This window comes from Pseudomonas persica, assembly GCF_900291015.1.
In the GTDB taxonomy this organism is placed as follows: domain Bacteria; phylum Pseudomonadota; class Gammaproteobacteria; order Pseudomonadales; family Pseudomonadaceae; genus Aquipseudomonas.
On sequence record NZ_OLKL01000174.1, the window covers coordinates 1 to 267 of the forward strand.

General features: G+C 65.9%; 1 protein-coding gene. It reads left to right on the forward strand.

All coding sequences use genetic code 11. The annotated features are described in order from the left end of the window. Window positions 1–223: hypothetical protein (locus FQ664_RS27570; RefSeq protein WP_218570433.1), on the forward strand; the 223-nt coding region annotated here is incomplete at its 5' end. Window positions 224–267: the final 44 nt, after the last annotated feature.

Here is a 267-nt window from a genome sequence, read left to right on the forward strand (position 1 = left end):
GTTCAGCGTTGATCCCCTCCCGGGCCAGGGGTTCCTGCGCCGCTTGGGGCACGGGGGGATCTTCCCCGGTCGGGGTGAGCACGTGGACCGGAACGCCGGGCGCCGTCCGCCGCAGATGGTCAACGATCGCTATACCCTGCCCGTCCTCGAGATCGAGGAGCACAGCATCGATCCCTCCTTCCGATACCCGATCGAGCCCATCTTCAGGATGTCTGCAGTGTAGCAGTCTGATCGTGCGCCCGCACTCGCGGAGCATCCCTTCGAGGT